Origin of the sequence: Actinomadura kijaniata NBRC 14229, from assembly GCF_001552175.1 — a bacterium.
In the GTDB taxonomy this organism is placed as follows: Bacteria; Actinomycetota; Actinomycetes; order Streptosporangiales; family Streptosporangiaceae; genus Spirillospora; species Spirillospora kijaniata.
In genome coordinates, this window is sequence record NZ_BCQR01000321.1 from 1 (window position 1) to 3,011 (window position 3,011).

1 protein-coding gene is annotated in these 3,011 nt (G+C 77.1%); it reads right to left on the reverse strand.

Features of this window, described 5'->3' with window-relative positions:
• The coding region (locus AKI01S_RS48435; protein WP_157420760.1) for an acyltransferase domain-containing protein at window positions 1–3,011 on the reverse strand (3,011 nt) is incomplete at both ends.

Genomic DNA, 3,011 nt, shown 5'->3' on the forward strand with positions numbered 1-3,011 from the left:
AGCGCCCCCAGGGCCCCGGTGCCACCGGTGACCAGGACGGTCCCCTCGGGGTCGAGCGGCGAGGGGCCGGGGGCGGGCAGCGGGGTCGCGGCCACGCGCGGCGTCAGGCGACGGCCGTCGCGCAGCGCGATCTGGGGCTCGTCGAGGGCGAGGGCCGAGGGGAGGGACAGGTCGGACGCCTCGCTCCCGTCCTCGCTCCCGTCCAGGTCGACCAGGACGAACCGGCCGGGATGCTCGTTCTGGGCGGACCGCACCAGGCCCCAGACCGCCGCGGCGGCCGGATCGACGACCGTGTCCTCCGGGCCCGTGACGACGGCGTTCCGGGTGACGACCACCAGGCGGGAGCGCGCCGGGTCCTCCTCGGCCAGCCATTCCCGCATCCTGAGCAGTACCCGGGCGACGGTCTCGCTCGTGTCGCCGGAGGGGACGACCGGGAGGATCTCCACGTCCGCGTCCGGCTCCGGGGCCGGGGCCGTGGGCTCGGCGGCGGGGGTCCAGCCGAGCCGGTAGGCCTCGGCCCGGCGCGCGCTGATCCTGCTGATGGGCACGGCGCGCACCGTGAGCGCTTCGACCGCCGCGACCGGCGTCCCGTCCTCGTCGGTGACGGCCAGCGCCAGCGCGTCCGGTCCGGCCGGGGCCAGCCGGGTCCGGATCGTGGTGGCCCGCCAGGTGCGCGGGGTGACGCCGCGCCAGGAGAACGGCAGCAGGATCTCCTCCCCCGAGCCCAGCGAGGGATGGTCGGTCGCCAGGGCGTGCAGGGCCGCGTCGAGCATCGCGGGATGCACGCCGTCCGGCTCGCCGCCGGGGTCGGGCGCGTGGGACTCGGTGTAGACCGTCGAGCCGACGCGCCAGGCCGCCCGCAGGCCCTGGAAGGCGGGGCCGTAGCCGACGCCGATGTCGGCGAGCGCCTCGTAGAGTCCGTCGAGGTCGATCGGTTCCGCGCCCGGCGGGGGCCAGGCCGCGGGGAAGTCGGCGAACGGCCCGGCGGGCGGCTCGGCGGCCCGCTCGCCGAGGGTCCCCGAGGCGTGCCGGGTCCACGGTCGTTCGTCGTCGTCGGGACCGGTCGCGGCGGCGCGCGAGCTGATGGCGATCGACCGGGCGCCGTGCGCGTCCCGCCCGGACACCGTCACCTGGAGGTCGACCGAGCCGCGTTCCGGCAACGTGAGCGGGGACTCGACCGTGAGCTCGTCGATCCGGTCGCACCCGCCGACCCGTGCCGCGTGCACGGCCAGGTCGAGGAAGACCGTGCCGGGGACGAGCGCCGCGCCGTTCACGGTGTGCTCGGCGAGCCACGGGTGGGTCCGCCGCGACGCGCGGCCCCCCAGCAGCCAGCCGCCGGTCTCGGCGAGGGGCGTCGCGGTCCTGAGCAGCCCGTGCGCGCCGGTGTCCGGGCCGAGGGAGCCGGCGGCGGGGGCGTCCGCCGACAGCCAGTACCGGCGACCCTCGAACGGGTAGTTGGGCAGGGGCACCGGCCGCGCGTCCAGCCGGGCGAAGAACTCCCGCCAGTCGACCGGCACGCCGTGCAGCGCGGCCTCGGCGACGGCGGTGACGAGGGTCCACGCCTCCGGACGGTCCCGGCGCTGGGTCGCCACCCGGTGGCCGGTGCCCTCCTCGGCGGGCAGGGCCGTGAGGGCCGCGTCGGGTCCGAGCTCCAGATGGGTCGTGACGCCCAGCTCGCGCAGCGCGACCGTCCCGTCGTGGAACCGGACGGGCCGCCGCACCTGCCGCGTCCAGTACTCCGGGTCGCCCAGCTCCCGCGCGCCGACCGGCCGGCCGGTGACGCCCGACACGATCGGCACCGTCGGCGGCCGATAGGTGAGGCGCCCGGTGACCTGGAGGAACTCGTCGAGCATGGCGTCCATGTGCGGGGAGTGGAACGCGTGGCTGACCCGCAGCCGGGTCGTCTTGCGGCCGCGTTCGGCCCACCGCGCCGCGACGAGGGCGACGGCGTCCTCGTCGCCGGACACCACCGTCGCGTCGGCCGCGTTGACCGCCGCGATCGCGACGGTCCCGCTCACGTCCCGCAGCGATTCGGCGACCTCGGCCTCGCCCGCGCGGACGGCGACCATCGCGCCGGGCGTGTCCACCGCCTGCATCAGGCGCGCCCGCTCGGCGACGAGCGTGCACGCGTCGTCGAGGTCGAGCACCCCGGCGACGTGCGCGGCGGCGACCTCGCCGATGGAGTGCCCGAGTAGCACGTCGGGCCGTACGCCCCACGACCCGAGCAGCCGGAACAGCGCCACCTCCAGGGCGAAGACCGCCGGTTGGGCGAACCGGGTCTCGTCGAGGAGCGCGGCCTCGGGCGTGCCCTCCCCGGCGAACATCACCGAATGCAGCGGCGTGTCCAGGTGCCCGTCCATCCGCGCGCAGATCCGGTCCAGCTCGGCCGCGAACACCTCGTACCGGTCGTAGAGGTCGCGTCCCATCCCGGGACGCTGGCCGCCCTGCCCGGAGAACAGGAAGGCGGTCCTGCCGTTCCCGCCGCCGCCGAGCACGACGCCGGCCGCGGCGCGGCCGTTCGCGACGGCCTCCAGACCGGCGAGGAACTCCTCACGGGTGCCGCCCGTCACGGCCGCGCGGTGGTCGTGGACGGCGCGCGCGGCCAGCGCGACGCCGACGTCGGCGGGGTGGAGGTCCGGGTGCTCGGCGAGGTGGTCGGCCAGCTCGCGCGCCCGGGCGGCGAGGGCGGACCCGGTGCGGGCGGACAGCAGCCAGGGGACGGGGTCCTCACCGTTCCCGTCGCGCGTCGGCGTCGCGGTGCTCTCCGGAGCCCCTTCCAGGATGACGTGGGCGTTGGTGCCGCTGATGCCGAACGCCGAGACGGCCGCGCGGCGCGGCCGCCCGGTCTCGGGCCAGGGCCGTTCCTCGGTGAGCAGCCCGACGTTCCCGGCCGACCAGTCGACGTGCGGGGTCGGCTCGTCGACGTGCAGCGTCCGGGGCAGCACGCCGTGCCGCATCGCCTGCACCATCTTGATGACCCCGGCGACACCGGCGGCGGCCTGGGTGTGGCC